Source organism: Acinetobacter sp. NRRL B-65365 (assembly GCF_001605865.1).
In the GTDB taxonomy this organism is placed as follows: Bacteria; Pseudomonadota; Gammaproteobacteria; order Pseudomonadales; family Moraxellaceae; genus Acinetobacter; species Acinetobacter vivianii.
Map to the genome: position 1 here is coordinate 90,332 of NZ_LRPD01000007.1, position 23,372 is coordinate 113,703.

General features: G+C 41.3%; 26 protein-coding genes. 11 read left to right on the plus strand and 15 right to left on the minus strand.

All coding sequences use genetic code 11. The features are described 5' to 3' along the window. The first annotated feature begins 66 nt into the window (after positions 1–66). Positions 67–384: a hypothetical protein gene (locus AWW72_RS04810; protein ID WP_062846594.1), complete on the plus strand. Its 318-nt coding sequence runs from the start codon at positions 67–69 to the stop codon at positions 382–384. A 13-nt stretch (positions 385–397) separates the two neighbouring features. Here the strand turns inward: AWW72_RS04810 and AWW72_RS04815 are convergent, their stop codons facing one another. After that, entirely contained in the window at positions 398–1,186 is a 789-nt protein-coding gene (locus AWW72_RS04815; protein ID WP_062846595.1) for a hypothetical protein, read from the minus strand. Between the two features lie 136 nt (positions 1,187–1,322). On the opposite strand from AWW72_RS04815, the gene AWW72_RS04820 reads away from it, so the two are divergent. After that, entirely contained in the window at positions 1,323–2,087 is a 765-nt protein-coding gene (locus AWW72_RS04820) for a nucleotidyltransferase domain-containing protein (protein ID WP_062846650.1), read from the plus strand. Between the two features lie 100 nt (positions 2,088–2,187). Here the strand turns inward: AWW72_RS04820 and AWW72_RS04825 are convergent, their stop codons facing one another. The 3 genes from AWW72_RS04825 to AWW72_RS04835 all read right to left on the minus strand — a co-directional run bounded on the left by AWW72_RS04825 (position 2,188) and on the right by AWW72_RS04835 (position 4,091). Then, positions 2,188–2,502, minus strand: a complete 315-nt coding sequence (locus AWW72_RS04825; protein WP_047430394.1) for a putative quinol monooxygenase — start codon at positions 2,500–2,502, stop codon at positions 2,188–2,190. 13 nt (positions 2,503–2,515) lie between these two features. Continuing rightward, complete coding sequence (locus tag AWW72_RS04830; RefSeq protein ID WP_062846596.1) at positions 2,516–3,103, minus strand: NAD(P)H-dependent oxidoreductase; 588 nt, start codon at positions 3,101–3,103, stop codon at positions 2,516–2,518. 112 nt (positions 3,104–3,215) lie between these two features. Then, a complete protein-coding gene (locus tag AWW72_RS04835; protein ID WP_062846597.1) occupies positions 3,216–4,091 on the minus strand; it encodes a DUF4349 domain-containing protein in 876 nt (291 codons plus the stop codon). Between the two features lie 179 nt (positions 4,092–4,270). Between AWW72_RS04835 and AWW72_RS04840 the strand changes: the two genes are divergently transcribed. Both AWW72_RS04840 and craA read left to right on the plus strand, forming a co-directional pair. Beyond that, on the plus strand, positions 4,271–4,642 hold the full coding sequence (locus AWW72_RS04840) for a hypothetical protein (RefSeq protein ID WP_005259888.1): 372 nt from the start codon (positions 4,271–4,273) through the stop codon (positions 4,640–4,642). Between the two features lie 358 nt (positions 4,643–5,000). After that, a complete protein-coding gene (gene craA, locus AWW72_RS04845) occupies positions 5,001–6,236 on the plus strand; it encodes a chloramphenicol efflux MFS transporter CraA (protein ID WP_502686076.1) in 1,236 nt (411 codons plus the stop codon). A gap of 93 nt (positions 6,237–6,329) precedes the next feature. Here craA and sodC read toward each other — a convergent pair whose 3' ends face one another. Together sodC and AWW72_RS04855 are read right to left on the minus strand one after the other, a co-directional pair. Then, positions 6,330–6,911: a superoxide dismutase family protein gene (gene sodC, locus AWW72_RS04850; protein WP_004775971.1), complete on the minus strand. Its 582-nt coding sequence runs from the start codon at positions 6,909–6,911 to the stop codon at positions 6,330–6,332. Positions 6,912–7,019: 108 nt separating this feature from the next. After that, complete coding sequence (locus AWW72_RS04855) at positions 7,020–8,114, minus strand: AI-2E family transporter (protein ID WP_047430408.1); 1,095 nt, start codon at positions 8,112–8,114, stop codon at positions 7,020–7,022. A 336-nt stretch (positions 8,115–8,450) separates the two neighbouring features. On the opposite strand from AWW72_RS04855, the gene AWW72_RS04860 reads away from it, so the two are divergent. Next, entirely contained in the window at positions 8,451–8,801 is a 351-nt protein-coding gene (locus AWW72_RS04860; RefSeq protein WP_062846598.1) for a hypothetical protein, read from the plus strand. A gap of 81 nt (positions 8,802–8,882) precedes the next feature. Here AWW72_RS04860 and AWW72_RS04865 read toward each other — a convergent pair whose 3' ends face one another. Then, positions 8,883–9,527: a ParA family protein gene (locus AWW72_RS04865; RefSeq protein ID WP_004775966.1), complete on the minus strand. Its 645-nt coding sequence runs from the start codon at positions 9,525–9,527 to the stop codon at positions 8,883–8,885. Positions 9,528–9,657: 130 nt separating this feature from the next. Here AWW72_RS04865 and AWW72_RS04870 point away from each other — a divergent pair, with 130 nt between their 5' ends. Further along, the gene (locus tag AWW72_RS04870) at positions 9,658–10,125 is read left to right on the plus strand and encodes a Holliday junction resolvase-like protein (protein WP_004775965.1); all 468 of its coding nucleotides are present in this window, start codon (positions 9,658–9,660) and stop codon (positions 10,123–10,125) included. On the opposite strand, the gene AWW72_RS04875 is transcribed toward AWW72_RS04870, so the two are convergent. Next, entirely contained in the window at positions 10,122–10,757 is a 636-nt protein-coding gene (locus AWW72_RS04875) for a class I SAM-dependent methyltransferase (protein ID WP_062846599.1), read from the minus strand. The two genes, AWW72_RS04870 and AWW72_RS04875, sit on opposite strands and share 4 nt — an antisense overlap. A 167-nt stretch (positions 10,758–10,924) precedes the next feature. Between AWW72_RS04875 and AWW72_RS04880 the strand changes: the two genes are divergently transcribed. Beyond that, a complete protein-coding gene (locus AWW72_RS04880) occupies positions 10,925–11,488 on the plus strand; it encodes a hypothetical protein (RefSeq protein WP_004775961.1) in 564 nt (187 codons plus the stop codon). Positions 11,489–11,569: 81 nt separating this feature from the next. Here AWW72_RS04880 and AWW72_RS04885 read toward each other — a convergent pair whose 3' ends face one another. Both AWW72_RS04885 and AWW72_RS04890 read right to left on the minus strand, forming a co-directional pair. Continuing rightward, positions 11,570–12,109: a hypothetical protein gene (locus AWW72_RS04885; RefSeq protein ID WP_062846600.1), complete on the minus strand. Its 540-nt coding sequence runs from the start codon at positions 12,107–12,109 to the stop codon at positions 11,570–11,572. Positions 12,110–12,128: 19 nt separating this feature from the next. Further along, positions 12,129–12,908 (minus strand): class I SAM-dependent methyltransferase, encoded by a 780-nt coding sequence (locus tag AWW72_RS04890; protein WP_062846601.1) that lies wholly within the window; start codon positions 12,906–12,908, stop codon positions 12,129–12,131. 121 nt (positions 12,909–13,029) lie between these two features. Here AWW72_RS04890 and AWW72_RS04895 point away from each other — a divergent pair, with 121 nt between their 5' ends. After that, positions 13,030–14,304, plus strand: a complete 1,275-nt coding sequence (locus AWW72_RS04895) for a hypothetical protein (protein WP_062846652.1) — start codon at positions 13,030–13,032, stop codon at positions 14,302–14,304. Positions 14,305–14,366: 62 nt separating this feature from the next. Here the strand turns inward: AWW72_RS04895 and AWW72_RS04900 are convergent, their stop codons facing one another. Further along, positions 14,367–14,981, minus strand: a complete 615-nt coding sequence (locus tag AWW72_RS04900) for a hypothetical protein (protein ID WP_062846602.1) — start codon at positions 14,979–14,981, stop codon at positions 14,367–14,369. Between the two features lie 562 nt (positions 14,982–15,543). Here AWW72_RS04900 and AWW72_RS04905 point away from each other — a divergent pair. Both AWW72_RS04905 and AWW72_RS04910 read left to right on the plus strand, forming a co-directional pair. Continuing rightward, the gene (locus tag AWW72_RS04905; RefSeq protein WP_062846603.1) at positions 15,544–15,840 is read left to right on the plus strand and encodes a hypothetical protein; all 297 of its coding nucleotides are present in this window, start codon (positions 15,544–15,546) and stop codon (positions 15,838–15,840) included. A 69-nt stretch (positions 15,841–15,909) separates the two neighbouring features. Beyond that, positions 15,910–17,256, plus strand: a complete 1,347-nt coding sequence (locus tag AWW72_RS04910; protein WP_062846604.1) for a S8 family peptidase — start codon at positions 15,910–15,912, stop codon at positions 17,254–17,256. A gap of 96 nt (positions 17,257–17,352) precedes the next feature. Here AWW72_RS04910 and AWW72_RS04915 read toward each other — a convergent pair whose 3' ends face one another. Then, a complete protein-coding gene (locus AWW72_RS04915) occupies positions 17,353–17,757 on the minus strand; it encodes a hypothetical protein (protein ID WP_062846605.1) in 405 nt (134 codons plus the stop codon). A gap of 240 nt (positions 17,758–17,997) precedes the next feature. Between AWW72_RS04915 and AWW72_RS04920 the strand changes: the two genes are divergently transcribed. Then, positions 17,998–19,494, plus strand: coding sequence for a flavin-containing monooxygenase (locus AWW72_RS04920; RefSeq protein ID WP_062846606.1), 1,497 nt, complete (start codon positions 17,998–18,000; stop codon positions 19,492–19,494). A 50-nt stretch (positions 19,495–19,544) separates the two neighbouring features. On the opposite strand, the gene AWW72_RS04925 is transcribed toward AWW72_RS04920, so the two are convergent. The 3 genes from AWW72_RS04925 to glyQ all read right to left on the minus strand — a co-directional run bounded on the left by AWW72_RS04925 (position 19,545) and on the right by glyQ (position 23,202). Next, complete coding sequence (locus AWW72_RS04925) at positions 19,545–19,967, minus strand: hypothetical protein (RefSeq protein ID WP_062846607.1); 423 nt, start codon at positions 19,965–19,967, stop codon at positions 19,545–19,547. A 176-nt stretch (positions 19,968–20,143) separates the two neighbouring features. Beyond that, entirely contained in the window at positions 20,144–22,213 is a 2,070-nt protein-coding gene (gene glyS, locus AWW72_RS04930) for a glycine--tRNA ligase subunit beta (protein ID WP_062846608.1), read from the minus strand. Continuing rightward, complete coding sequence (gene glyQ / locus AWW72_RS04935; protein ID WP_004775941.1) at positions 22,213–23,202, minus strand: glycine--tRNA ligase subunit alpha; 990 nt, start codon at positions 23,200–23,202, stop codon at positions 22,213–22,215. The genes glyS and glyQ overlap by 1 nt, the downstream gene beginning before the upstream one ends. Positions 23,203–23,372 lie beyond the last annotated feature (170 nt).

A 23,372-nucleotide genomic window follows, 5' to 3' on the forward strand; every position in this document is an offset into this window, starting at 1 on the left:
AGATAAAAGAAGTTCTGCTAAAAGCGTATCGAAAGATGCGCTTTTTTGTTATGTAGGAAAGAATAAATGATAGAAAAACAAACTATTTGTCAGGGGTATATTTGCTTACATCGTAAAGACATTGCTGCTGACTATGTTAATTTTCATAACAAGAATAATGATTTGTATATAAGTATGATTTTGTTTATGAAAATAGAAGATTCAAACCATATGATGCGCCTATATTTGAAAGATGAAGAAAAGAAAATCTTGGATGAGTTTTTGGTCTGTGAAATTGTATTTGGACAATTTTTAGATCAAATTATGTTGATGAAAAATTATCCGATATTGGATTTTCAAGGTAAAAGTGTAGGAATCGTTTATCTAACGGAAATCGGAGAATAACGGAGGAATCACATTACCTTCCATACGCTTTCCAACCTGTCAAAATATGATAAATCAGCGGTAAAAGGCAGAGTGCAAAGAAGCCACAGATTGCAACAGCCCAGACAGGTAGATTCTGTGGATCTCCTAAAAAGAAATAAGCAAAAACGGAATGAGACAGCATCCCGAACATCGCCATGGTGCCAAGAGGGAGGGTGATTCTAAAAATTAATACGTTGGCAAAGTCTTTATAAGGTTCCATGTTTCGATGCAAAGCATAGGCAATAATCATGACTAAGATATAGCCCATGATAAATAGCATAAACAGAGTAGCGGCAAACAATAACCCTGTACGCCAACTCTTTTCTTGTGCAGAACGATCCCCCGTTTCATAAACCACGTGAATATGATCTCCGACGACAGGCACATCACCTGAACGGACTGAGTTATCCAAGACCAATGTTGTGTTTTGATCATCTTTAAATTGTACTTGTGCCGTATGCATTAAAGTTTTGGTTTTATATTTACGCCCGTTGGAATCCGTACGTTCGGTATCAACCCATTCAGAGTGATAGCTCACGATGGTTGCATCATAGCTAGGCTTAGTCACTAAGCCATATATCGCTTGCGAGACCCAATAGCTAAAAGGGAAAAACAAAGAACTGATGCTAAACACCACAACAAATAAATAAGCAAATTCAAACTTACTGCTGTCACGACTCTTGGATAAACGCTTTAGCCAAAACTTTGTCAGTACAAAAGACCAGATACATAAGGTCGCAACCACCACTAAGAAAACCTGTCCCGCATAAGTCAGTCGCATGCATGATCCTATTTGTTATATTGAATAGAGCTTGATTTTATCAGTTGGTGATCTTTTTAAAATCAAATGAATGAGTGCAGTCAAAAAGAGTATTGTCTCTCACAAGTATAAATTTTTAAATAATGAAGCCATTGCAATGAATATCCATTACGAAATCGAAAAACTGTTTCAACAACGTCAAGACATCCCCTTATTTTATATCGAAAGTGGCAGCCGTTTATGGGGCATGGCCAGTCCTGATAGTGACTACGATGTACGCGGTTTTCATCTACCGAGTAAAGACCAATATTTTGATTATAAAAAATATCGTGATCTGATTGAGATCATGGACGGAGACTTTGACTTTGTTTCTTATGACCTCGATAAAATGTTTGGGCTACTGGCAAAAAGTAACCCCACTGTTTTGGAGTGGGTCAGAGCACATATTGTGTATTTTAATGCCTTTCCTGAATGGCAGGGTTTTCGTAATGGATTGCTAGAGCGAATCGACTATAGTGCCTTGTATCACCACTATTTATCATTGGCAAAAGGTGGGATGAAAGTGATGCAAACCGCAGATAACTTTACCTATAAAAAAGTCTTTTATTCGATTCGTGGTTTAATGTCGGCTGAGTTGGCAACCCAAGAACAGATGCCTGAATTACTGATCACCGATCTGTTTGCACAAGTCGATGTGAATGACCCATTACGGCATTGGGCAGAAGATTATCTGGAAATTAAAAAGCAGCAGCAAGAAAAAGCACAGCTACCCCAAGCGAAACAAGCTGCGATTCTTCAACTGTTGCAAAGCAAGATAGAGCAACTGGCAGCAAAGTCGATGCTCAAGGCAGATCGTCGTGCCAGTTTGGAAGCCTATTTAACCGATTATAGCCGTCATTTAAAACAGCATTACTATCAGTAAAACAATGCGTTTACTTAACACCTGAGTCGACTTAAATATTCAATGGACTTATTCCTGACAATTATATTTCTTGTCGAACTCAAGTTAATCATTTTATCTGTTAAATCCCACTGTTTAGAATACGAATTTTCACATCCGCAACATGGTCTTTGGTTGCTTCAAAATGCTGCTGCATATGCGCAGTTTGCATGTGAGCTTCCAAATGAGCGGTGCTTTGCCATTTCTCTAACATGACAATGGTATTCTCATCAGTGGCCTGCATCTCAATCGCAGGCAGGTGATCAATCAAGGCTTCATAGCCATGACAGCCGTCTTCTGCAAGCACAGTTGGTGTCACTTTTTTAAATGCATCTAAAACCGCTTGACGATGCTCAGCACCTGCATGGGTACGAATTTCAGCAATAATAATTAGCATGATATGTTCTCACTTAATGTGCTGCAAATAATTGATCTAAATGCGCTTTGTAGGCTTCAATATAGCTTGGTACATTTGGTGCCTTGATGACATCATTGACGATAAATGTAGGTAGAGATTCCATACCCAAAAATTGATTGGCTTTGTGAAAAGGTAAATAAACGCCATCCACGCCAACGCCGTGGAAGAACTGGTCTGGATCGGTAAAGGCTTCCATCGGTGCATTCCATGTTAAAGACAACATGTACTTTTTACCCTGAATTAAACCACCAGAACCATACTTTTTAGATGCATCTGAACGGCTACGACCATCGCTGGCATACAGTGAACCATGACCAATAGTAAAAATATCATCAATATATTTTTTCATGGTCCATGGAGCACCCATCCACCAGCCTGGCATTTGATAGATCACTACATCTGCCCATAAATATTTGGCAATCTCGGCTTGAATGTCATAGTCACTGTCGGTGCGTGTCACCTGTACGTTATGACCTAAGCTTTGTAAATGTGCTTCGGAAAACTCGGTTAAGGTGTCATTCAATTCGCCATTTGAGTGTTCAAACTGTTTGGCACCATTAATAATTAAAATATTGCTCATGGGAGGACTCAGGAATAAATCTCTAAAAATATGGACGCATTTTAGGAAATCTATTCATGAGTAAAAATGCATAAATGAGCAAAATACTATTGATCAAAAATCAAGAATGGAGTTATTCGGTTTTTGATTTTCTCGCTTTATACCAACGATGGATCGCCCATAAGATTGCAACCGCAAGATAAAGCGGCCAGAGCATGACTAACCAGATGATGGTTTCTCTTAAGCCGTAGAGTCCGACTTTTATAGCTTCCCAAATTCGGCTGAGTAAAGGATCGCTGTCTAAAGTTGCAATGCGATTGATATTGAGATCACGGGTCTTGCGTACTTGCGCTTGCTGGAAAAACTCAATTCGAATGGTGCTATAAGCCAAACGGTCTTTGACTTCCAGATTCGTCAGTTGCTGTAGTTGATTGTTCACAGCATTCGAAGCGCTGTTACTCTGATTGGCTGTATTGAGTTTTTCTTCAAGCAATTTTAATTCATAACGTTTGGCTTCATAGGTCTGGCTATTAAAGTTCAACATGAGTGGCAATAACTGATTCAGGAATGGCGTGACCTGTTCATTGGGAATGCGGACTGTGAGTTGTACAGTCGGGGTGATTTTTTCGTAGATGTCGACACTACCATCGATACGGTCTCGTTCAGAACGATCACTGACTTGATAATTAATCTGTTTTTCTTCGATATAGCCCTTGTATTGCGATAACTGTTGCTCAAGTGCAGAGGTAGTTTTTAATACATCTTTGACTTCAAATTGGAGTTGGGCGCTTTTAACTAGTTGACGATTCTGCTCCAACGCATTTTGTTGCTGACTCACCAGTTGTTCAGGATTTTTCGCGGCATTTTCCTGTGCCGCTTCGCTATCGAGTGCAACACTCTCAGTCGCAACAGCAGCCTCATTTGCGGCATGATCTGGATGTTTTGAACAGGCAACCAAGCTGCTGCCCAGTATTAAAATAACAGTTAATTTTTTAGTTAAATCTGACATCTCTGTATGCCTAAATTGTTGTGATATTAAGGTTATAAAATCAGTATCTTCGATTTATTTGTTTATTTATAAAGGGATTGCTGAATCCAACAAATCCTTGCACGCCATAACATTTTGTTGCTTGGCAATGCTGTTTTGTATAGTAGCATAAATGAGCAATGTGAAGTGGAGGGGGCAAAATGTATAAAATGGCTATGCTGTTGGGATGTGCTTTATTGCTTAGCGCATGTAATCAACCGATCACCGAATCACAACAACAGGCGGCGGTTCAAAAAAGTACGGCCATGCATGCTGTTTTGCTGGATCAGCCGAATTTATTTCACGATGAAAATAATTTAAAAATAGATCAGCAATTTAATACGGCAGAAAATCCTACTGATGCACAGATCACGGTTGAACAGGCACAATTGGATGATTCTGTCGTGGCTGTGCGTACAGAGTATCAATTAAAGCGTGATCAGGATGTCTGGAAAATTGTGAATAAGAAGCAAAGTTATCAATGTGCCAGAGGCGAAAATACGGAAACCTTCCAGTTTGAGTTATGCCCATAATTATCGGGACTCTATTGTCCAGTCTAAAATCTATTCAAAAATGTGGATAACTTCTAGGTTATTCACATTGTCAAAATCCCTGTGGAAGATGGATTAAAATTGCTGTCATTTTAAAAAAGTGCTAAAGTTGCGCCTGGCGATTTAGCCAAAAGGTAAAAACATTTACCAGTCTCACGTAAATAGATTGTTTTTCTTATATACACCTAGTGAATACGGTGTTTTCACATTTATCACATGCTTTTTTATAGCATGAAATCAAAATTTAAATCTAAACCATAAAATCTCGTGGTCGTGATCCTGTTTTCTTTTTTTGAAAATGGGACGGGCGCTAGTTGGTTATTTTTGTGAATAAAACATGATGACAAATAATCAGAACATGACGTTAAACCGTATAACGCTCATGTTTCCTTTAGCTTTAGTGCTATTTGAATTTTCGGTTTATATCGGTAATGACCTGATTCAGCCAGCCATGCTGGCCATTACAGAACAGTTTGCTGTGAGTGCAACTTGGGCGCCATCTTCAATGTCATTCTATCTGTTGGGTGGTGCCAGTGTGGCATGGTTACTTGGCCCACTTTCGGATCGGCTTGGACGTAAAAAAGTATTACTGGCAGGCGTGGCTTTCTTTACCATCTGCTGTTTACTGATTTTGCTGACACATAATATCGAGCAGTTTTTAACATTACGTTTCCTGCAAGGGATTGGTTTATCTGTGATTTCAGCAGTGGGCTATGCTGCGATTCAGGAAACTTTTGAAGAGCGTGATGCCATCAAAGTCATGGCATTAATGGCCAATATTTCTTTGCTTGCACCTTTGCTCGGGCCTGTACTGGGTGCTTTCCTGATTGATTATGTCTCGTGGCATTGGGGCTTTGTCGCCATTGCGGCGGTGTCTTTCATGAGCTGGTTTGGTTTAAAGAAATTTATGCCAGCCACACAGGAAAGTCGCAAACAACCGAAACAGCCATTTAGCTATATTTTTGATGACTTTAAAAAAGTGTTTAGCAATCGCCGTTTCCTCGGTTTAAGCATTGCTTTACCTTTGGTTGGTATGCCGTTAATGCTCTGGATTGCTTTATCACCAATCATTCTGGTGGATGAGTTGAAGCTGAGTAGTGTGCAATATGGCTTGGCCCAGTTTCCTGTGTTCTTTGGCCTGATCATTGGTAATGTTATCCTGATCAAGATTATTGACCGTTTCCCTTTAGGTAAAACCATTTTAATGGGCTTACCGATTATGTTACTGGGAACGCTATTCTTGGTGCTGGGTGTGATCTGGCAAGATTATCTGGTGCCATGTTTATTGATTGGCATGACATTGGTAAGTTTAGGCGAGGGGATCAGTTTCTCTGTGATGTATCGCTTTGCCTTAATGTCATCTGAAGTGTCAAAAGGCACGGTTGCAGCGGCAGTTTCGATGCTGATGATGGTCAGTTATTTTGTCATTATTGAACTGGTACGGGTGCTGTATACCCATGTGCATATCTGGGCTTTTGCACTGGTGAGTGTGGTGCTGATCGCTTTCTGGTTTGCACAACCTCGGAAAGTATTAAAACAGGTCATGCTCGAGCGTAAAGCAGAAGGCATGAACTAATAAAAAAGCTGAGATCAATGTCTCAGCTTTTTTATACTGCTCAAAACAACAGCAAAACTGTGGATATCTTTTTAGATACCCACAGTTGGTAAATTATTTAATCACACCACAGGCAATACGGTCGCCGCCACCGCCTAAAGGTTTCGGTGAGTCAGAATAATTATCGCCGCCGACATGAACCATGATTGCACGACCTTGGATATCAGCCAGTTTTAAACGTGGCGCGATCACAGGTGCAGTTGCAAAACCTTTTTCATCCACAACCAGCACAGGCAAATCACCTAAATGACCATCTTCTGGCGTACCGTGATGTGGCGCATTATTTGGATTTAAATGACTTCCAGCTGCCAGTGCCGCACCCATTTTGCCATCTTTCATTGCCGCTTCACACGAGCCATTCTCATGGATATGGAAACCATGTTCACCTGGAGAAAGCTTGCCAAGAGCTGGCGTGATTAACAGACCTTTGGGGGTTTCCTGAAAAGCCACTGTACCAATTGAAGAGCCAACACCTTTGGCATCGACCTGATAGACTTGTACCAGTTGTTTTTGCTCTTGCGTGGTGGATTGGGTCTGGATTTTAGATGCATTGTGATCTAAATCAGCAGAGGAACAGGCAGCAATACTTAAGCCTAGACAGCTCAGTAAAGAGAGTTTTTGAATCGTAGAAGTCATTGCGAAGATATCCTTATAAATTATCTTTATTTGACGATTCAAACAAAGTCAGGGATATCCCGCAAGTAACATTAATCAATTCATGACAAAAAATTAAACAAAACAAACCTATTTGTTCTCAGGTGGTGCATCCAGCGCGGCAACCGGTTCTTCAACATTTTCATGCAACCATTCACGCCAGATCGCCAGCAGAATCGCCAGAATCACAGGGCCAATGAATAAACCGACTAAACCAAAGCTGGCAATCCCGCCCAGTACACCAAACATGATCAGGATAAATGGAATCTGGGTGGCACCTGAAATGACCAATGGACGAATCACATTATCCGAACTGCTGACAATCAATACGCCCCACAGAACCACCCCAATTGCTTCCATGGTCTGGCCTTGTGCAAATAGCCACAGACCGACACCCAGATAGGAAACTGGCGTACCAAAAGGGATCAGGGCAAGGATAAAAGTCACCATGGTGAGCAGCATTGGGTTCGGTACACCCGCCACAAAGTAGCTCAGACCAGCCAATAAGGCTTGCGCCACTGCTGTTAAACCGACGCCATAGACTACCGCGCGGGTTGTTTCTGAAATGGTGTCCAGATAATGATGCACACGTGGCCCAATCACCATTTCCAAGGCACGGCTAACCTGAGACAGGATCATTTGTCCATCACGGTAGAAGAAGAACAGGGTCATGATTGCAAAAGTGAGTTTAACCAGATTTCGGCTAATTTCACTGAGAACAAAACGTCCATAACTCAAGTGGCTTTGAATCCATTCCGCAATATTCTTGGTAATGCTATTGGGATCATTACTCAGTTCATTAATGGTACGGCTGATGTCTTTACCAATAATCGGCAGGTTCTTGATAAAGTCAGGAATCTGAATATGGCCTGAGAACAGTTGACGCTGTAAATTAAAATATAAATTGCGCCCTTCCAACTGCAACATAAAGATGGCAAAGATGAACGGAATCCCGATTACTAAAATCACCAGTGTGATCATCAGTGTGGCATTTAAGGTTGGACGGTTTTCACCAAAGAAACGACGCTGTACCCATAAATACACAGGCCAGGTCATATAAGCAATAATGGCAGCCCAAAGCACAGGGACAATAAAGTATTTGAGAATACTGAATCCCAAAAAGAGCAGGACAAAGAACAGTCCAAATAGCAAAACGCGTTGTAATATGGGAGCGTATTGTTGCACAAGCGTCCGTCTCTAATCATAAAAGTTGAATAAAATCATATTAACTGAAAAATGGGCACAGTAAAATTTCATTCGGTAATTTCACGTTTAAATCTTTTGGGGCAATAAAAGCATAAAATTTAAAATGTCATCCCTATACTTTTTTTGCTCTTGAATAAGCTGAAAAGAACCAGACATATTTAGAAAAATTATTACCTCACAGATGCATAAAATACATGAATTCACCTTAGCAACATTTGCTATCGAGTTTAATACAGGAGTCGGCAAAGAGTTACAAAGCATATTGTTAGATTAAATCCATCACGTATCCATAAATGAATTTTAAGGAGTAGTACGATGGCTTATTCAAATAATCAGAATCAATCACCTGAGAAAGCAGATCCGCATAATCAAGCAAAAGTGAATCCCAATGAGGCTTCCCAGCCCAATGACAAGGTCGCGAAGCTATTGAGTAACGATAAAGTCAGTTATCAAGAGGTTGAAGGGCTGACGGATACGGATCAATTACAACAGACCTTAGATCAGAGTGCTGCTTCTCAAAACCCTGAGGGCAGTCACGGTAATGAAAATATTCGTAAAGCGGTTAAAAACCTAGATCGCGATGAAATGAAGCATAACTTGAAAGATGAAAGTGCTGAAAAAGATGAGCCTAGCCCTAATCCAGCACCTTTCATCACACCCGAATAAAAATCAATTTACTCTGAATAGATGCAGATTAAGCACCAAATTTTTTACTTGTTCCATCCAGCTGAGATGGAACAAGTCGTTTTAGAACCATTCGCTTGGATCATCGACTAACTGGTTTAACACGGGTTGCCACTGGCTTTGGATACTGACAAAATTTTTCTGGGTTTTATCAAAAATACTCAGGCCCTGCATGGCTAAGCTGCCGTAGGCAGTACGCTCTGAAATCCATGCCACAGGTTCCTGTTCAATCTTGTTAAAGAAGTCCTGAATGTCTTTAGAGCTAGAACTGTTCGGTTTAACCCGATTGGCAATCAGCAGGATTTGTACCTTACCTTTACGAATACGCTTAATGTCTTGTAAATGTTTAAGGAAACGACGAGTACTATCAATATCAAAGAACGAAGGTTGCAGCGGTGTGACGATTGCATGTGCTTCACTGACCAGTTGTTCTGCATGTTCACCTGACAGGGCGCCGGGCGCATCAATAATTAAATAATCCAGATTTTTCGGTGCTTCACCAATTGATTTTTCATGTCGCCAATCCAGACTTTGAATGCCTGTCACGGTATCTGGACGCTGCTTTAACCATTGCAAAGATGATTTCTGATTGTCGGCATCGGCCAACGCGACCTTATAGCCTTTTTGTGATAATGCAGCAGCGAGCGTGATCGCTGTCATGGTCTTACCACAGCCACCTTTTTGATTTGCGATTAATATTGTCTTCATGAAATTAGATTTATTTAACTAGGCTCTCGTATTCAACTATACCTTAGCATCTTTTTGCGTCGAGTGTGTTACACATGACAAAAGTTTAATGTTGCAGTTAAATAGCTGCATTCAGGAAAAGGAATGTGTTATGTCGGTTTGGCTTGCAATGTTGATTGGTGGTTGTATAGGGGTTGTGATCACCACCATTATTCTGTCGAGTACCCGCAATGGTCGTGTGCAAGCGGAATATGAAAAATATATTGCCGAGCTGGAGCTGGAACATAAACAGGCTTTGCTGGATGCGCAGAAGCGAAGTGTCAATACCAGTCGTGCGGTCTTAAAAGGAAAAATGGCGGAACAATTTGCGCCGATCTTGCCAGAGTTCCAGTATTTACCGAGTGATGCCAAATTCCTCGGTGATCCAGTCGATTATGTGGTGTTTGATGGTTATACCGATTTCCGGGATGGCGACGGCACTGCCGAAGATATCGAAGTTATTCTGCTGGATATTAAAAGTGGTGGTGCACGCTTAAGCAAGGGACAGCAGGCGATTGCTCAAGCGGTACGTGAAGGGCGGATTCGTTTTGAAACCCTTAGAATCGATTTTGAAGACTAAAGCGGAATTTCTAATTTCTGTACTCGCGCCAATAACATCTTCTGTGCAATTGCAGGGATGCCTTCCGCATCAAAATATTGTTTTTCTATAAATTTAAATTTGGCTTGTAATAGATGTCGTTCAATATCGCGATTGAGGTGGCAACCATCGGCAATACGTTTCTGGATGGGGGTGAGTAAAGTCTGCAAGGACTGTATTTTCGCAGAGTCTGGATGTTTGACATGTTCAACCAGATGGAAGGTTCCGGTAGGTTTAAGCACACGATAGATTTCTGCAAGTGCCTGATCGAGCTGTGCAATACTACACAAAGTCCAGGTTGAGACCACATGATCCAGAGACGCATCTGCAAAGGGGAGTTTCTCTGCGCTAGATTGCACATGTTTGATAAAGAACGGCGCATGTTGAACCCGTTCAACCGCAAGCAGATAAATATCTGGATTGGGCTCCAAGGCATAGAGCGTATCGACATTGCCATAGAAAGGAATATTCAGACCTGTACCAAAACCAATTTCGAGTATGTCTCCTTCAATCGGTAACAATAATTCACGACGTCGATCCATCAGACTCGCAGTTTGCATGACCTGATTAAGTAAGTGGGGAAATATATGACGCTGGTAAAATTGGTAAATCATGGAAATCCATTCGTTGATTCAAAATAAAAATAGAGTGACTGCACCACAAAAATATGACTAAAGTGAGTTTGATTGTTACTAAAAAAAGCACTTTTTTTCACCATCTAAGCATACTATGAAGAGAAGTGCTTTTCTAAGTTTTTCGTTATTTTGAGGATGATTGAGCCATGAAAAAACGTCTGTTGATGAGTTTATGCATGGTTGTTGCAATTGGGCAGACACATGCATCGACCAGTGGGGAAGAATACAATATTGCCAATGGTTTAGCGCCCGTTGTGAAATATCAATCGATTTCGGTACTGAAGCCTTTTGATGGGAACTTCCGTATTCTCGGTTCAAAAGTCTATCATGACGATGAGCAAGCCAAATTTTCTCCGATTGATTATGCGGTCAGTTTAGGACTTTTTGCTGACCCTCAGATTGCGCGGACGATTGATGTTCAACAGTATGACCGTTACCTGAACTGGAAAATGAAAACACTACCTGTTCCACCCGATCAGGCAATAAAAATGGTATCGAATATGCACATTATTCCTGCCAATCCAGAAATTGCCAAACAGATTAAACAGGTGAAGCGTGGTGATCTGGTGCAGTTAAAAGGCGAACTGGTCGAAATTCGTGATAAAGATCTGGTGTGGAAATCATCGCTTACCCCAGGTGGTGTGGGCGATGGTGCGTGTGAATTGTTCCGTGTCAGTTCAATTCAGTGGATTGAGAAACAGAATATTTAACTGGATGCTGTATTTAAATAAAAAAGAGGGCGCGAAATCCCTCTTTTTTATGCATGTAAATTATTCTTCCTGTACTTTGGTTTAAGCGGTCTGTGTGCTTCTCCAGTGATGTAACTGGCTTTGTGCATGTAGATATTCATTGAGCTGATTGACTTGCTGGTTGCTATCCGCTGTTGAAGTATTGGCCGGTTCTAAAACTTTAGCCTGCTGTTCCCAATAATCATACAGCAAGCCTTGAATGTAACGGCCTTGCTCGGTTTTTAGTTCCAGATCTTTCAACATAGACAGGGCAGATTTGACATTGTCCTTTTGGCGTTGTTGTTCAAATTCTGGCGTTAAGGTATTGGCTTCTTTCATCTTCGCCAATTCCATTTCCATGCTATCGCTCATGTCGGTAAAACGACGGTCATAGTCATCCAGTATTGCAATATCATGACCATCATCTGCGGTTGCAGGGAACTGTTTGATCGGCGTCTGGTTTAATTGACCAATCGTATCATTGGCGGAACTGCTTTGCTGCTCTTGTTGAGCAGTCGGTTGTTTATCTTTATTACATGCGCTCAAGAGCAGGGCTGAACTGAGCATACATGTCAGGGCAAATGTGGTTTTAATACTAGGCATGGATCAACTCGATAAATATTTAGTTTGCAGCTTTCTGAAAATGATAAGCAAAAGTGGTATAGGGGAAATCAATCTGATCTTGCGCAGTTAAGCCTGTAAAATCAAATACAATTTGTTCGAACTTTGCTTTTAACTGTTGTTGTTCTGCGACAGGCATGGCGGCAATAAAACTGGTCGATAGCAGACGCTTACTCACCACTTGCTCAACCGTGCCATGATGTTTTTGCTGAAAGGTCTGCAATTCAACAAAGTTAAACAGTTGCTGATGCTCAAACACCTGTTTCCATAACTCACTGTGATAACGTGGCGTATCACCTTCTAAAGGTGTAATTTCATCCGCCAGTGCTTGAACCCAATCAACCGTTGTGTCGCGTTGATTCCAGATCAGCCCTAAATGTCCCGATGGGGCCAGTACCCGATGCATTTCGGTTAATGTTTCAATATTCGCAAACCAGTGGAATGACTGGGCACACAAAATGGCATCAATTGAAGCATCTGCCAGCGGTAATTGATCGCTGGAAGCCTGAATACATTTCACCTGTGGATGGCTGTGCTGAAGCTGTTGTAACATTTCAGCGACAGGTTCAACCGCAATCACTTTTGCCTTGCTCTGTAACAGGTAGGGTAAGAATTTGCCAGTCCCCGAACCAAGGTCAATAACAGTGGAATTTTCACCTATTTGGAGGGGATCTTGCAGCCAAATGGCAATATTTTGCGGGTAACTGGGACGAACCTGCTGGTACAGTTCGGCACCTAAACTAAAGCCTTTTTGAGCGGCTGGGTGTAAGGATTGTGTCATCTTTTGCGCTTTTTAATCTGTCTTATCTCTATAAAATAAGATACTCCGCAATTATGGTTTGGCAAAGCCACCATTTGGTGACTTTTTGCTACAGACCTTGGATCAATTTTTCAGTGTGAGCATGGATAAGCAAATCGTATTTGAAGACGAACATATTCGCGTTATTTTTCTAAAAGGTTCAAGTAACACTTTAGTGGTTTCGTTCGGCGATTTAATTAGTCGCGCCAAAGGAATGTCCATTAATGCTGAAAAATCATTAATAAAATATCAATACAACGTCCTTGGCATTATGCCAAAACAAAAATCATGGTTTCCTAAAAGCAGCATGCTTCAGATGCAGCAACAGATTCTGCCAATTTTGCAGCAATTCAAAGAAATTGTGGGCTATGGCGGGTCAATGGGTGGCTATGCTGCGATTAAATATTCCAACCTGTTGAATATGCAAAAAGTGGTGGCTTTTGTCCCACAATATTCAATTGATCCAGATGTCGTTCAAGATCGCCGTTATGCAGAGTTTTTTGATGCAAGTATTCATCAAGACATGCAGATTCAGGCCGATGAAGTGGATGCATCACGTGAATACATTATTGTTTACGATCCCTACTTTGCTGAAGATAAAGAGCATTTCTTAAAGATTCAGCCTTTATTGCCAAATATGCATGTCATTCATTTGCCATTTACTGGTCATGAGGCACTTTCGGTTCTGGCAAGTTCGCAATTGCTCAATGATTTTGTTGAAAAACCTTTTGAAATTACTTATTTCTACAAGCGTGTACGTGAAGTCAAAAAGCAAAGTAAATTCTATTATCGTCATGTACTGGATGCCTTGCTGGCAAGACATCATCATGCCTTATTAAAGATTTTAGAAAAGAATGAGTTTGAACTGGATGAACGCTATTTTGATGCGATCATGAAGCAAAAGCTGGTTCAGCAATTATTTAATCTTAAGCAGGGCACAGAACAGAACCTGCATAAGCTCGGGATTCAGCCGCATTTCGTGCAACAGGCAGGCAGTTCAAAGCCAACCGTTATGACGGCTCAGGAGACCTGTCTGGTCTTTAATCTGGTGAGCTTAAAGCTAGAGAGTTATCGTCCAGATACGCTTGCAGCCAATCTGAACTATCTTGTTCCGTTAAACGTCACAGCCAATGCATTGGTGGAACTTGAACTGAATAATGAAAATTATTTATTGACCATGAATGACCGTGGTATTCACAAGCTGGTAAAAGTCGGCGAAGCCTTGGCTTTAGACCAGTCACCACTGGTGTTTAAACGCTATGCAGAGTTTTGTAGCATCAGTTATAAGCAACTGACATTAAACTGTGATGAACAGGGATTCAGTCATTTTGTTGAAAATAATGTGGATGAGCAGACCAAGCTACAGCTATGTAACTAGATCTTTTCCATAAAAAAGCCCTTTGCATTGCAAAGGGCTTTTTTTAGAACGGACTTAAAGGATTAGTTTGCACCAATTTTTGCGTTGGTATTTACATTGGCATTCACGCCTAGAACTTTCACACCGACATTTGCACCTGTTTGAAGGCCTTTCTTATCTGCATTCAAGCCAGTTTGGGCATTCACACCAGAGGTTTTACCATTTACTTGTGCTTGAGCATTGGTTTGCGCACCTAAATTTAACGATTTAGGTTGGTTAGATGCTTTTTTGTCTTCAATACGTTTTTTGACATTTGCAGTGGTATCGGCTGCAATCTCTTTACCATCAACGGCTTTGTCTACCGCATAATCTTTTGTATTTTTAACTGCTTCACCAGTTTTGTTCACGACATGTGAACCAATATGGGTCGCTGTTCCAACAGTTTTTTGAGTGGCTGTTACGCCCGTATTTACAGCGGCATGTCCTACATTATGTGCAGTATGACCTACGCCTTGTGCTACGTGACCTACGCCTTGAGCAGTATTTTTTACTGCGCCAGTCACACCCTTAAGCAAGCCACCTGATTGAACGTTGACTTGAGCTGAGCCATTCGCGTTCACCTCAGCGCTCTGTGCAAAAACAGAAGCAGAAGCGAGGATACTTGTTGTCACGATAGCTGTTTTGATCATTTTTTTCATTGCGATTTCCTTAGCGATGTACCGTAAAGTGGTACTTCATTAACGCCATTGCATCATAGCGAGCTAAAAAGTAGAAATGTGTGATTTTCATCAAAAATTACAACCAGATTACAGCTCAAACACACTTTAGATAGAAATTGTGAAGATTGATTACGGGAATAAAAACATGAAAAATATAGTTTTTATTTGAATTTAAGTTGTTGTAAATAATTTATTTTGTTTAATTTTTAAAATAATAATTTAGCAGGTTATGAACAGTTATTCTAAATTTATTCTATATTTTAGAATAATAAATATACAAATTAAGAATATCTAAATAATATAAAAAAGATTAAAAAATGAGAAGAAGCAAGACTCATTCATGTCTGAACATGCTTCGTCGGCATAATAATTTTTATTTTTAAGGAGCTTTATTTTTTATCCTTCATCTGTTGATGGAGGGTATCTGTTGTTTTTATTTGAAGACTAAAAAGGGAGTGGCAGTTAGTTTCTAAAGAATAATTGTATTAAATAGAAGAAGTAGAAGCCAAATCTTGGTGAGTATGAGGCGCTGGAGAACAGAATGAAAAAGATGGCAGCATTTTTACTGGTTTTAATTGGACTAGGCATGGTGGTGATGTATTTGCAGCCAACCAAGTCAATGGTGAATACCACGGTTTATCAAGAGCATCCGAGTCATTCGGAAACAACCCAAATACAAGAAATGGAGGTAAAAACCAAACAAGCAACCAATTCAACGCTAGACAATCTATCGGATACTTCTCAACAAGAACCAGAATTTTATGACACGAAAAGTGATCCTTCGCTACAGCCGATTGATCCAGCGACTGATCCTGCAAACGAAATTAAACAGCTTTAAATCATCAGGGTTTTTTTAAGAAACCAGACAATAAAACCATTCTTAATTTGAGAATGATGGAGATGAAAAGTGAACAATAAAATTTTAATATTTATCGGTTTATCTGTTTTTTGTATAACGACAACCTCTGCTGCAACACTCAACTCGGCTCAGCTTAAACAGCGATTCAGCGCTGCTGCTGTCAACAAAATTACCCAAGGAAAAATTGATATTAATGCATTGGTGAGCAATGAATCGAATGACTTAATTATTGAATATGATCTAAATACTGAAAATACGCTGTCAGATCCAGCACAGCGAGATTTTATTGCGGATAGTAAAAATCGGTTTAAAAATAGATGGATCAGAACAGAAGGTTTTCAGACGCTGCGAGAATTTAATGGTTTGCCTTTGGGTTTATACCGGATTCAAAATCGGGAAACACTGGCTCAAATTTTAAATGATCCTATGGTAAAAGGGGTATATCCCAACCGTAGAAATACGACCACCACGATTGAAAGCTTAGCTTTAATTAACCAGCCGCAAGCGGCAAACAATGGTTTTACAGGTGCGGGAACCAGTGTGGCAGTGATTGATACAGGTGTGAATTATAAGCATGCTGACTTTGGCTGTACTGCGGTCAATACACCTGCTTCAAGCTGTCGGGTCGTTTATAGTTTTGATAGTGCACCGAATGATAATCAACTCGACAATGATGGGCATGGCAGTAATGTTTCAGGCATTGTGGCAAAAGTAGCACCTCAAACCAAGATCATTGGTATTGATGCGTTTCGAACAGTAGTGACCAATGGGCAACAACAGAATATTGCCTATGACAGTGATATTCTGGCTGGATTGAATTGGACGGTCAATAATGCAAGAACTTATAATATTAAAGCGGTTAACCTGAGTTTAAGTGTTCCTGGACGTAAATATACGTCTGAATGCCGCAATAGTAGTTATAGCACTGCTTTTTCCAGAGCACGGAATGCGGGTGTCGTTCCTGTGGTTGCTGCGGGGAATGATGCCTTTGCCGATGGTATTGCTTCGCCTGCATGCGTGACTGGTGCAGTACGAGTCGGTGCAGTTTATGATGCAAATCTGGGCTCAATCAAGTCATCTGTATGCAACGATGCTACGACTCAGGCAGACCAGATTACGTGCTTTAGTAATGGTGGCTCTCTGGTCACACTTGTTGCGCCAGGCGCGATGATTACAGCAGGTGGTTATCGGATGGGAGGAACATCACAAGCCACCCCTCATGTCGCGGGCGCAATTGCTGTATTGCGGGCAAATAATGTAAGACCATCAGAAACCATTAACCAGAGCATTAACCGTTTAAAGGCAACAGGTAAAACAGTCAGGGATGCACGAACAGGCTTAATTTTTCCACGTATCGATTTACTCGCGGCAACCAGTGGACTCAGTCTGAATTAAACTTATTTTATAAGTTAAAGATTGATCCAAAGCATCGTTTAAAAGCCATCACTCGTTACAGCGCGTAGTCATCGATGTAACGAGTTTTTTATGGAATTAATGACATTGTGCCAGATTATTCGCACTGAAATTACTTTGCAGTTTCTTGAAATTTGCCTGTACAGCAGGATCATCAATGTCAAAAGCTGTTGAAGTATTGGCTGAAACAAGCGTGGTATGTTGGGTCGATGAACTCGCTGAAATTAATCCTGAATGGTTAAAGGTCCAGTGCTCGACCGCTTGCCCACCATCAAAATAACCCGTGAATTCAATAACGCAATTTTTGTCCTGTTTCATCAGTTTCGCAATATTGCCTTCTGTTGTTGGAGAAGCACCAATATTTTTAACCTGTTCCAGACTTTGCGCTGAACTTGGATTCGGAGTCTGAAAAGTAGAGCAAGCTGTGAAACTCATTCCACCAAATATCGAAATAAAAATAATTTTAAATGGGCGACGCATCATGGGCAAAATTCCAGTCCTATGAAATTATCATTTTAGTGTGTGGTCTAGGGGCGTGAAGTTCAATGCATGTTTTGAGATAACACTGTAAATTTTAAGCTTATTTTTTTAAATAAATCCAATAGTAATACTGCTTAGCAAATTGTGTCAGAAATGACCTGATAAAAGACCTGTCTTGATAATGAACATGCTGTGGGTTAATGCCATAGTGTTGTCGATATAAAAAGATGGAAAAAAGAGCGCATGAATATGAAATCGAAGGCTATACCGTTTCATCGGGTCATCGTCATTGGTGGTGGTTTTGCGGGATTAGGGGCAGCGATCAAACTGAAAGAAGCAGGCATTCATGATTTTATCTTGCTTGAGAAAGCGGATGAGCTGGGTGGCGTATGGCGTGAAAATACCTATCCCGGTTGCGCCTGTGATGTGCCTTCGGCGTTGTATTCCTATTCTTTTGAACCGAATCCTTCGTGGAGTCGAGTGTTCGCTGGACAGGCTGAAATCAAACAATATTTGCAAAATACCGCACAGAAATATCAGGTACTGCCGCATGTCTATTTTCAGCATGAGGCATTGGCAGCAAGCTGGTCAGATCAACAACAATGCTGGATTGTACGTACTAATCAAGGCGAGTTTCATGCGCAGTTTGCGATTATGGCGTGTGGCCCGATGCATGAGCCTGTCATTCCTGATGTGAACGGATTAAAAGATTTTAAAGGGGAAATTTTCCATTCTTCGCGTTGGCGGCATGATTTGGATTTAACTGGAAAACGCGTGGCTGTGATAGGCACGGGCGCATCTGCCATCCAGTTTATTCCCCAGATTCAACCTTTGGTAAAGCAACTGACTGTCTTTCAACGAACACCACACTGGGTTTTGCCGAAGTCGGATATGCCTTTGCCTCGTCCGATCCAGACAGTTTTTAAATATCTACCTGTGGCTCAATCACTTATGCGCGGTTCGGTATATGGCATTTTTGAGACGTTGAATGGCGGGTTACAAAGTAATGCAGCGATGCAGCAAGTACAACGTATTGCTGAATTTCACATTAAACAGGGAATTAAAGATGCTGAATTACGCCGTAAAGTCACGCCGAATTATGTGATTGGTTGCAAGCGTATTCTCCAGTCCAATGAATGGTATCCTGCTTTGGCACAACCGAATGTTGAGGTGGTGGCTGCTGGCCTGAGTGAAGTTAAAGGTAATCGATTATTTGCCAGTGATGGTCGCAGCGTAGAGGCAGATGTCATTATTCTCGGGACAGGTTTTGAAGTGGCTGAACCACCAATTGCCCAACGCGTCTTTAACCGTCATGGTCAAAGCATGTCAGAGGTTTGGCAGGGCAGTCCAGAAGGTTATATGGGAACGATGGTGGCTGACTGTCCAAATGGATTTTTGATGTTTGGGCCAAATATTGCGGTGAGTTCTTCGGCTTTTATCATTATCGAAGCGCAACTCGCCTATATTATTGATGCGCTCAAACAGGCGATTCAGCAAAATATTCAAACAATTGAACCTGATCCTGTGCGGATGGCCCAGTTCAATCAACGTATACAAGAGGCTTTAAAAACCACAGTCTGGAATAAAGGCGGCTGTCAGAGTTATTTTATTGACCGCAATGGGCGTAACAGTACGGTATGGCCGTGGACGACGTTTAAGATGCGTCAGCAACTCAGTCATTTTAATTTAAATGAATACCTGATTGATCGTGAGGTCGAACCACAGACCGAGCCTGTTTAAGCTCAAGTGAGATAGAAAAACCTCTAGTATTTAGCTAGAGGTTTTTTTGATTAATTCGATGAAGGTTGACTGAGTCCAGCACGCTCAATTGGAACATTTCCTTCATTGGTCCCGACGACTGCATCTTTGGTGTCTTGCCATTTTTTAGCCGTAAATTGTTTAGCTTTCTCTGCTTGTGTTTGAACAACTTCAGATTGTTCTTCAGTATATTTCTTGGTGTCTTGCCATCTTTCACTGATCTTTTGAGATGTGTTTTCAGATGCACCTTGAATTGAGTTGCCTAAGTTCTGCATGCCTTTACCTGTTTTATAAAGTAATACACGACCGATACTTGGGTTGTCGCCATAAGGCATCGCTTTTTCAGGTTCTGCATTTGATACAGTTGTTGTGGTGTTTGTTGTATCTGCTGCCCAGAGAGAAGACGAGGCCGCGAGTGCAGTGGTTAAACATAAGAGTTGTACTTTATTCATCATCTTTTCTGTCCTTTCAGCGATAGTGTCGCATTCGAGATTTTATATCTTATCGTTCGGTAGAAGAAAAGAGAGGGGATGATATGAAATTGATACAGTTATGTATAAAGGATGAATTTCTAGTGAGAAAGAATAAAGGGATCTATAAAAGATCCCTTTATTGAAGATGAGCTGAGAGCTTAACCCTGTAACACACTTACATCCGCAATTGCCGTGAACAAATCACGCAATTGAGCGAGTAAACGTAAGCGGTTAGCTTTTAACTCTGCATCATCTGCCATCACCATCACACCTTCAAAGAAGGCATCGATTGGTGCGCGAAGTGCAGCAAGCTTAGACAAGGCTTCTGTATAGTTACGTGCAGCAAGCAATGGTTGAACCACAGGCGTCAATGCTTGAAGTTCTGCATAAAGTGCTTTTTCAGCAGCTTCTACCAGATTCGCTTCAACCACAGCACCTTCAGGAGTCGCTTCTTTGGCAAGAATATTGGCAACACGTTTATTTGCCGCAGCCAATGCAGCCGCTTCTGGCAAGGTACGGAAATGATTGACCGCAGTCACACGCTTATCAAAATCCAGTGGAGATTTTGGTGCAAGCGCTTGAACAGCCTGAATCACATCAACTGCAACGCCTTGATCTTCGTATTTAGCACGGTAACGGCCTTCAAGGAAAGCAACTGCATCGGTACGTGTCTTATCGTGATCTTTGATGATGTCGCCATAACCTTGCAATGCAAAGTTCACCAATTCTTCAATGGTAATGTCTAATTCATTTTCAATGATTAAACGCAAGATACCAATCGCAGAACGACGTAATGCAAATGGATCTTTCGAACCTGTTGGTGCTTGACCAATACCGAAAATACCAACCAATGTATCTAAACGGTCCGCAAGAGCAATGGTTGTACCAGTTTTGGTTTGCGGTAATACATCGCCTGCAAACTTAGGTAAATACTGCTCACCTAAAGCTTCAGCAACTTCATGATTCTCACCTTCAAGGCGAGCATAGTATGTGCCAGCGATCCCTTGAAGTTCAGGGAATTCACCAACAAGCTCAGAAGTTAGGTCACATTTAGCCAATAATGCTGCTTTCTCTGCATCGGCAGCATTTGCACCTGTAATCGGCGACAATGCCACAGCCAGTTTCGCAATACGTTCAGATTTATTCCAAAGCGTACCCAATTGCGCTTGGAACACCATGTTGGCTAATTTTTCTTTACGAGATGCAAGCGGTTGCTTTTGGTCTTGTAAGAAGAAGAATTCGGCATCAGACAAACGAGGGCGAACAACTTTCTCATTTCCTTCAATAATTTGAGTCGGATCTTTAGACTCAATATTTGAAACGGTAATGAAGTAAGGCTGTAATTTACCTTCGGCATTGATTAAACAGAAATACTTCTGGTTATCCTGCATGGTGGTAATCAAGGCTTCTTGCGGAACAGCCAAATAACGCTCTTCGAAAGTTGCACGTAAAGCAACTGGCCACTCAACCAAGCTAGTTACTTCATCAAGCAAGTCTGCTGGCACAATTGCAGTCGCATTGACTTCATCTGCCAATGTCTTCACTTGTGCTTGAATCGTGTTTTGACGCTTTTCAAAATCTGCAACGACATACGCTTTTTCTAAAGTCGTCAAATAGTCATTTGCATGCGTCAAAGTCACTGCTTCAGGTGCATGGAAACGGTGACCATAAGTCACATTACCTGTTTTATGATCTTGAATGGTTGCATCAATGACTTGAGCATCTTTTAGTAGCACGACCCATTTTACTGGACGTACGAATTCAATACGGCTTGCCGCTGAGCGCATACGTTTTGCGATTGGTAAGTTGTCCAATGCAGTCTGTAAAATTTGCGGTAGTAAAACGTCAAGGCTTTGACCTTTGACATCTTTCAGGAAGCATACTTTTTCAACTTTACCTGCTTGGAAAGTTGAAAGCTGATCAACTGTAATGCCTTGACCGCGCATAAAGCCTTCAAGTGCTTTGGTCGGTTTGCTTTCAGCATCATAGGCAGCTTGTACAGCAGGGCCGTCAAAACGTTTTTGTGTATCTGCTTGAGCCGCATCGATATCAACAATTTTCAATGCTAAACGACGTGGTGCAGCATAGGCTTCGATAGCGGCGAAATTTAAGCCTGCATCTTTTAAGCCTTTTTCAGTTTCTGCTTTGAGTGCATCACGTAAGGTTTTTAAGCTTTTCGGTGGAAGTTCTTCACAGCCAAGTTCGAATAAAACTGTATGCTTCGTCATTATTTATTCTCCTTCGCTTTTTCAGCTTGGGCTGCTTCTGCCTCAACTTGTGCTTTGAGCTGGGCCAATACTTCATCACGCAAATGTGGTTCTGCCATTGGGAAACCAAGTTTGGCACGGGCAGCCACATAACTTTGTGCAATTGAACGCGCCAAAGTACGAACACGTAAAATATAACGTTGACGTTCAGTCACAGAAATCGCACCACGTGCATCGAGCAAGTTAAAGCAATGTGATGCTTTGATCACTTGTTCGTAGGCTGGAAGTGGCAATTCAGCTTCGATTAAACGAGAGGCTTCGGCTTCATAGAAGTCGAATAATTCAAACATTTTATCGACTGGTGCATATTCGAAGTTATAGGTTGATTGCTCAACTTCGTTTTGATGGAATACATCACCGTAAGTTACTGTACCGAATTGACCTTTGGTCCAAACAAGATCGTAAACTGAGTCTACACCTTGCAGGTACATTGCCAGACGTTCTAAGCCATAAGTGATCTCACCTGTGACTGGGTAACATTCAATCCCACCCACTTGCTGGAAGTAAGTGAACTGAGTCACTTCCATACCATTTAACCAGACTTCCCAACCTAAGCCCCAAGCGCCAAGTGTTGGAGATTCCCAGTTATCTTCCACGAAACGAATGTCGTGAGTTAGGGTATCAATGCCGATTGCTTTTAATGAATCGAGATAAAGCTGCTGGATATTATCCGGGTTTGGCTTAAGCACCACTTGGAACTGATAGTAGTGTTGTAAACGGTTTGGGTTCTCACCATAACGACCGTCTTTTGGACGACGTGAAGGTTGAACATAAGCCGCGTTCCAGGTTTCTGGCCCTAAAGCACGTAAGAAGGTTGCAGTGTGGAATGTCCCTGCGCCCATTTCCATATCATATGGTTGTAATACGACGCAGCCTTGCTCCGCCCAATAGTTTTGTAGGGCAAGAATCAAGCCCTGAAATGTGTCAATATGCGATATAGCACGACTCATGGTGCATCCACTGGAATCAAACAAAAATTGTGGTTAAGTATAAGGATTTTGGTGGTGAGTGGCAAAGGCTTCTAACAGTTCGCCCGCAAGTTCTGATCAGAAATAAAAAATAGATCGATTCTTCTTAATTATATTTATAGATCGATTAAATGACGTTGAAATAAGTCGGC